This window comes from Falsiroseomonas sp. E2-1-a20, from assembly GCF_051433195.1.
Taxonomy (GTDB): Bacteria; Pseudomonadota; Alphaproteobacteria; order Acetobacterales; family Acetobacteraceae; genus Falsiroseomonas.
In genome coordinates this window covers 1-6,473 of record NZ_JBHMFT010000092.1, presented here as the reverse complement: position 1 = coordinate 6,473, position 6,473 = coordinate 1, and the positions used below count along the sequence as shown (strand labels likewise).

Genomic DNA, 6,473 nt, shown 5'->3' with positions numbered 1-6,473 from the left:
GCGTGCCTGCGACCACCGCCTGCCCGCCGTCCGCCACCGTGATGTGCTGCACCGTGACAGTCTGCCGGCCACCGTTTCGTAGCCGATCCAAGGTCAGCATGCCGCGCTGCGAGCATTCGAGCACCCGCGCCGCCGCCCTCGCCATCCGGGTCGCCTCGATGCTCTGCATTTGCTGTCGCTCTTCGGGCACCCAGGGCGCAGCCAGCGCCAGGGAGGCGTTCGCCTTGGCCAGCATCTCCATGCCGACCACATGCGTCGCCGCAATCTGATGGACGAGGTTGCACTCCAGCGCAGTCCGCGCGCCGATGCTCTCCCCCATCTCCAGGGCCAGTGTGAGCGCCGGCTTGGAAACTTTTGCCGTCCCAATCATCCGCAGCTCGCTGCCCTCGGCGGCCAGCATGTCGGGGGGCTGCAGCACAGCCTCCTGGAACACGTCCGGGCCAAGCTCCGGCGTCGGCGCCACCACCACCTCGCCGCTGTTGCCCTCGACCAGGGGAGCCCCCACGAAGAGCAGCGGGTCGCATTGGCGGGCCGACTGACGCTCGAGGTAAGCGGCATCATGGTCCTCGCGGTCCGCGCCGGCCCCGTCGCCAGCATTCCGCATCTGGCGGGCACGCTGGCGCCGCGTGTCGGCTGTCGCCCTCAGCACGCGGGAGAAGACACCGCCGCCGTCGCGGAGGGGCTTGCCGGCCAAGTGGGGCAGGTTGGGATCATGGGGGATATCCGGATCGTTGCTCACGCCTGGCCACTCCTTGTCCTAAAGGACCTAGAGTACATTTTCAGGGCAAGACTTCCACCTTAATGCTTGTTTTCATTAATGATCTGACCCGTCGCCCCGTGGTGGCCTCTCCTTGAGGTTGCGTCCATGCAGAAAGTGGCTTGAGCCACGCGGGCTGCGACGGAGGACGCAAAAGTCCAGCCAGGCGCCACCGGTGTACTCGCCCGGGAACTGGTTTACTCCTCTGGCTCTTCGGCAAGCTCCACCACCCAGGCCGGCAGCGGCTCGCCCAGAGCGTGGAACACCACATCGCCAAGATGTTGCGACGACCGCATGAATCCGCCAGATGTTCCTTGTCACGATTCAGGCGCGAGAACAGCTGCTCTGCCATCAACAGTCGTCAGCCTGTCTCATTGAGGCCGTTTAAAAACCTGTAGTTGAGGGTCGCGTTTCCCCAACCGCGGACACTTCAGGATTCTGCTTGCGACTGCGGCTGGCCGCTTGATAAGGATCGCTCACACTCAGACGGGGCACGTCAGCGTTTGCCTCGCCATCCCGGCGTCGGCGGCGTCTTGATGCGTCCATCCTCGGGGAGGACGTCATGATGGGCGAGCTCGGGCGGCGCACCTTCCTTAGATCCTCCGCCGTGGGCGCGGCGCTCAGCTGCGCCGGCGTGCTGCCGGCGGCGGGCCAGGCCACCGGGCCAGTGCAAGTCCCTACGGTGGATCGCCTGGAGGCGCTGGTCCTGATCGACAGCAGCCAGGATATCTTCCTCGCACCGCAGAAGGTCAACGGCGTCGAGGCGCAGCGGGCGCGCGGCACCGGAGGATTTCCGCGCCCCCTGCACAACGAGTGGGGCCTGTCCCTGCTTCTCACCTCTGAGCGCGCGGGAGAGGCCGGTGGGCCACGCACCACCCTGCTCGACTTCGGCTACACGCCCGAGGCGCTGCTGAACAACATGGAACGCCTCGGGGTTGATCCGCGCAGGATCGGGACGCTGGTCCTCAGCCATGGCCACTATGACCACTTTGGCGGTCTTGTTGGCTTCCTCCGCCAGCACCGTGAGGCCCTCCCGCCCGAACTGACTCTCTACGCCGGAGGCGAGGACAACTTTTGCCACCGCTACTCCGGCGCCCCTGGCCAGCCGGCACAGCAGCTCGCTGACTTTGGTGTCCTCGACCGCAGGGAGCTAAGCGCGCAACGCGTCAACGTGGTGCTCGCCGACCATCCCACGGTGATCTCCGACCACGCCTTCACCACCGGCCCGATTCCGAACTTGGGCTTCGAGCGGGTGCTGCCCGGGCCGGTAGTCGAGTACGTTGCCCGCGACGGCCTCGGCTGCAACGCCCAGCATTTCGCCCCCGCAGAGCTGCAAGGGCGCATCGTGCGGGACGAGCACCACCACGAGCACGCCACCTGCTTCAACCTCCGTGACCGTGGCCTTGTCGTCATAACCTCCTGCGGTCACCGCGGCGCCCTGAGCAGCATCCGGAAGGCGCAGGAGGTTTCGGGGGTGCGCAAGCTGCACGCGCTGGTCGGCGGTTTCCATCTTGGCCCGGCGCCGGCGGACTACATCGCCCAGACGGTGGCCGAGCTGAAGGAGCTGAACCCTGATGTCGTTATCCCGATGCACTGCAGCGGGCTCGGCTTCGTCAACGCCATGCGGGAGCAGATGCCTGACCGGCTGGTGCTGTCGAGCACCGGCACCCGCCTGATCTTCGGCGGCACCTGAAAGGCCGCGCCACCGTGGCAGGCGAAGCAGCACGCCGACCCAGGCAGCGCTGGCGCGCCATTGCATTAGGCTGCGCCGCCTGGCTTGTCTTTGCCGGCGCGACGGTAGGACATCGGGCCAATGCCGAGACTTCCGATGAGCCCTCTGCTGAGGCGCTGATGGACGACCTCATGTGGGGCCGCGGGCATATCGGCGGCCCGCTTGGCGGCCTGACCGACCACACCGGCGCCAGACGCCGGGAGACAGACTTCCTGGGCCGGCCAGCGCTGCTCTACTTCGGCTACACATACTGTGCCGATGTCTGCCCCACCGACCTGCAGGCGATCGCTGAGGCCGCCGACCTGCTTGGCAGGAATGCCGGCATGCCCGTGTGGATGCTGTTCATCACGCTCGACCCTGAACGCGACACGGCCGAGCGCCTCGCCGATTACGTCAGCCTTTTCCACCCAGCCTTGGTCGGGCTCACCGGCAGCCCTGCTGAGATCCGTCGCGTGGCCCGCGAGCACAAGGTCTACTTCCGGCGGGTCGAGCCGCCGGACGCTTCGGACTACCTGCTGGACCACAGCGCCTTCATCTACCTGCGCGATGCGGACGGGCGACATCTCGGCTTCTTCCCGCCTGGCACGCCGGCCGAGCGTATCGCCGCCGCGGTTCGGACGCAGGCCAATGGAGGAGCTGCCCCCCGCTGACCGACCGGCAGACCGCAATCACAAGCCATGGACAGCGGCTGCCAGTGAAGACCCCGCCAGCCTGGGACCGCCAGTCATGACGGCAGAGGGCATGCGTCCGGCGATTATGACCCCGGAGGACCTGGCGCCTGCGTGCAAAGTTTCATCGCATGGGCATGACGCCGGCCCCGGCGGCGGACATGCTGGAGGGCATGGTCGGTATGAAGAGCGAGCTTGATCAGCCGCAGGCGGGGGTACGGGACTCACGCCGCCGCTGCTTCTCCAATTCTTCATCCGGCTTGGAGGAGCATCGTGTTGGCACCGACAGCCCCGCTTCAGACAGGAGACACCGCAGACCCAAAACGCGAAGAGCCCCATGACCTCGTGGGGAGGCCATGGGGCTCTGGGCGCCCTCCGCTGGGGAGGGTTGGGATGGGCGCCTACTCCGCCGTACGGCGGTGGCGGATGCGGCCACGGCGGTGCTGTTCGAGCACCGCCGCCTGGAAGGCGCGGAAGCTGGTGATGCGGCTGAAGTGCAGCACGTAGCCGCCGTGCGTCAGATCGCTGTGGCACGCCGCGCAGATCAACCAGCCATGCTCAGCCTTGTTCAGGCTGCGATGGAAGAAGTGGTCGAACTCGGCGCCGATAACCGGCCGGCCCGCCTCGGTGAGCACGGGCGCGTCGCCGCAGCAGGGGCACTGGCCACCATAAGGCTCGGCCGCCACCGCGCGCAGGATAGCCGCCTGGCTCGCGATCGAGAAGTTCCGCCGGGTGCCGAGCACCAGGTCCTGCGACGCGATCTGCAGGAACATCAGGTCGGCGGCATGCCGGTCGAGCGTGTCGAGTTGGCGATGCAGCCGCTGGAACTGCTGGTCGAGGTACGCCCACCGCGGGTCATCGCCCGCGGCGGGTGCCTTGTCCGGCCGCTGCATGGCGCCGCGGACGGCGGTGTCGCACCAGAGGTGGAACGGCGGCGAGAGATAGCGGGCGTAGACCAGCGCGAGCGGCCAGTGCGCCCAGGTACCTCCCGGGTTGCCGCGCACGGTGGCGACGAGGCCGTCGCTGTCGAGGTGGCAGATGCCGGCGAGGCCGACATCCGGCGCGAACAGGTCGCTGACGTTGTTCCGGTGGGTGCCGGCATGGGTGCGGAAGCGCTGGCTTTCCTCGAGGGCGAGCCAGTCGGCGGGGTGGCGGTTCGGCGGTCGGTCATCGGCCTGCCACATGTCGGTCAGGTTCAGCATGGCGCCGCGCAGGCGGATGAGCCTGCCCTGGTAGTCGAGGGTGGTGGTCATGGGATCTCCAACACTGGGTTCGGCCTTGCTCAAGGGGCCGCGACGGTCGGCTTGGGAGCTGCCGAGACCAGCCGGAGAGGGCGGAGAAGGCGGAGGCGGGTGAGGAGGCGGCACACGAGGTTCAGCCCGGCCGCCGCCGCGGCGGGCCCTGGAGGGCGCGCTGCGGGGCTGCCGGGCTGAACCCAGGCCTGGTGTGATGAAGGCGCGGGCAACGGCCCACGCAGAAGCCGCGTCGTGACGCGGCGGACCGGCGCCCCCTCCCCGGCTGGTCCGGGGCGGCGCCGGGTGAACCCTGTCGTCGGCACCCTCCGTGCCACCGCTGGCAGGGATGGTTCGCAGAAGCGGCCGGCTCAGTGCCGGATGCGCGGTGCCGGGCATGGGCGGCGTCGAGGTGATGCGGCCCATGCCCGCCGAGGTGGGATGACAGGGTTGGCGAGAGGCCAGCACCCCCTCCCCTGCCGAAGCAGGAGCGGCGCCGGATGGCCATCAGCTTCGTTGCCGGGGCCTTGGCAAGGTCCAGCGCTGCCCGGCTCAGGCTGCCTCGTCCGCTTGAAGGATGAACGGGTGCTGTTGGGGGAGCGAGGACGTCGCGGAGCCGGGTGGGGCGTTGCCTCTCGAGCAACAGATATGGGGATGCCGGCAGGTATTTTCAAGTGTGCAATGAATTGCAGTGTGCCGAGCCGGTCGGCTCCCTCGACCTTTGCCGCTCCGGCGTTTTGCTGCTGACCCTGAAAAGCGGTATCCGCCGCTTTAACTCCAACAATGGCACGCTCAATCTGACCGCCGCGCCGGAGCATGACCACCCAATGAACCGGCTGAACGACGGCAAGCAAGCCGCCAGAGACGTCGGAATGGCGCGATGTCCTAGGCAATGAAACATGAACTGTGAAGACGAGCAGATCCACGTTCCAGAATCGATCCAGCCGCACGGTGCGTTTGTCGCAGCGCAGGCTGACAGCGGCATCGTAACGCATGCCAGCGCAAATCTCGCCTTGCTGCTGGGCGTAACCGCCGGGGCAGCACTCGGGAAGCACCTGCACGAAATCTTCGACGACGCTTCGTGCCGCGCGCTGTTTGGCGATGAGAGACCCGAAGGAGCCCTGCACAGGACCTGCATCTTACAGAAGGCGAGTGGTGGGGCCATCCACCTGCGCTCATTCCGATCCGGCGCGTCCGTGTGCGTCGACATCGAGCGAGTGCAGGCGGCTCCTCTGCAGACACTTCCATTCAGCCTGGTCCTGTCGGTGATCGAGACGTTCAGGCGCGCTGAAAGCCAGCAGGAACTTTGCGAACTGGCAGTCGTCGGATTGCAGGAAATTACAGGCTTTGACAGGGTGATGGCCTATCGTTTCGCCGAGGATGGAGATGGCGAAGTAATCGCTGAGGTCCTTCGGCCGCCTTTGCAGCCCTACCGCGGGTTGCGTTACCCCGCATCCGACATACCGCCGCAGGCCCGACGCCTGTATCTGGTCCAGCGCGTAGGCGGGATCGCCGATTGCAACTATGCGCCAGTGCCCTTGGTTACGGGCCCTGCGCTTGCGGATGGACCTGCACTCGACCTTACCCGCAGCAGCCTTCGAAGTGTCTCTCCCCTTCATCGCGAATACATGCGGAACATGAATACGACGGCCAGCCTCACCATCGGTATTCCGCAGGGAGACCGGCTCTGGGGGATGCTGGTGTGTCATCACGCGACACCTCGAATCGCAGGCCCAGCTATACGGACTGAGGCCGCGATGGTCGGCGAAGTCGTGGCATTGCTGCTGAGCAGCCTCCACCAGTCTGAAATCGATGCTCAGCGGTCGGCCGGCAACGCTAGCCTTGGTGCCTTGGAGCGCCGCTTAGCGACAGATGGTCCGCTGATCGAGGTACTGGCCGCCGGAAAGGCGGAGTTACTTCAACTGGTGGGCGCGGAAGGGGCATTGCTGCGATGTTCTGGTCAAGTGCGTCTGCTGGGGACGACACCACCAATGCGGGCAGCTGTTCAGGCTCTCGCGGTGCTTGAGCGCGGGGCCGCCGAAGAAGTCGTCGGTGTTGAGGATCTGGGCCTGCGCCATCCAGAG

General features: G+C 66.9%; 6 protein-coding genes. 4 read left to right on the top strand and 2 right to left on the bottom strand.

Features of this window, described 5'->3' with window-relative positions; translation table 11 throughout:
* A partial coding sequence (locus ACFHPP_RS30050; RefSeq protein WP_437166908.1) for a hypothetical protein occupies positions 1–739 on the bottom strand: 739 nt, incomplete at its 3' end.
* Positions 740–1,319: 580 nt separating this feature from the next.
* On the opposite strand from ACFHPP_RS30050, the gene ACFHPP_RS30045 reads away from it, so the two are divergent.
* On the top strand, positions 1,320–2,450 hold the full coding sequence (locus ACFHPP_RS30045; RefSeq protein WP_437166907.1) for an MBL fold metallo-hydrolase: 1,131 nt from the start codon (positions 1,320–1,322) through the stop codon (positions 2,448–2,450).
* Between the two features lie 158 nt (positions 2,451–2,608).
* On the top strand, positions 2,609–3,139 hold the full coding sequence (locus ACFHPP_RS30040; protein WP_437166906.1) for an SCO family protein: 531 nt from the start codon (positions 2,609–2,611) through the stop codon (positions 3,137–3,139).
* 419 nt (positions 3,140–3,558) lie between these two features.
* On the opposite strand, the gene ACFHPP_RS30035 is transcribed toward ACFHPP_RS30040, so the two are convergent.
* Positions 3,559–4,410 (bottom strand): KilA-N domain-containing protein, encoded by an 852-nt coding sequence (locus ACFHPP_RS30035; protein WP_437166905.1) that lies wholly within the window; start codon positions 4,408–4,410, stop codon positions 3,559–3,561.
* A 653-nt stretch (positions 4,411–5,063) separates the two neighbouring features.
* Between ACFHPP_RS30035 and ACFHPP_RS30030 the strand changes: the two genes are divergently transcribed.
* The gene (locus ACFHPP_RS30030; RefSeq protein WP_437166904.1) at positions 5,064–5,285 is read left to right on the top strand and encodes a hypothetical protein; all 222 of its coding nucleotides are present in this window, start codon (positions 5,064–5,066) and stop codon (positions 5,283–5,285) included.
* Between the two features lie 3 nt (positions 5,286–5,288).
* The coding region (locus ACFHPP_RS30025) for a GAF domain-containing protein (RefSeq protein ID WP_437166903.1) at positions 5,289–6,473 on the top strand (1,185 nt) is incomplete at its 3' end.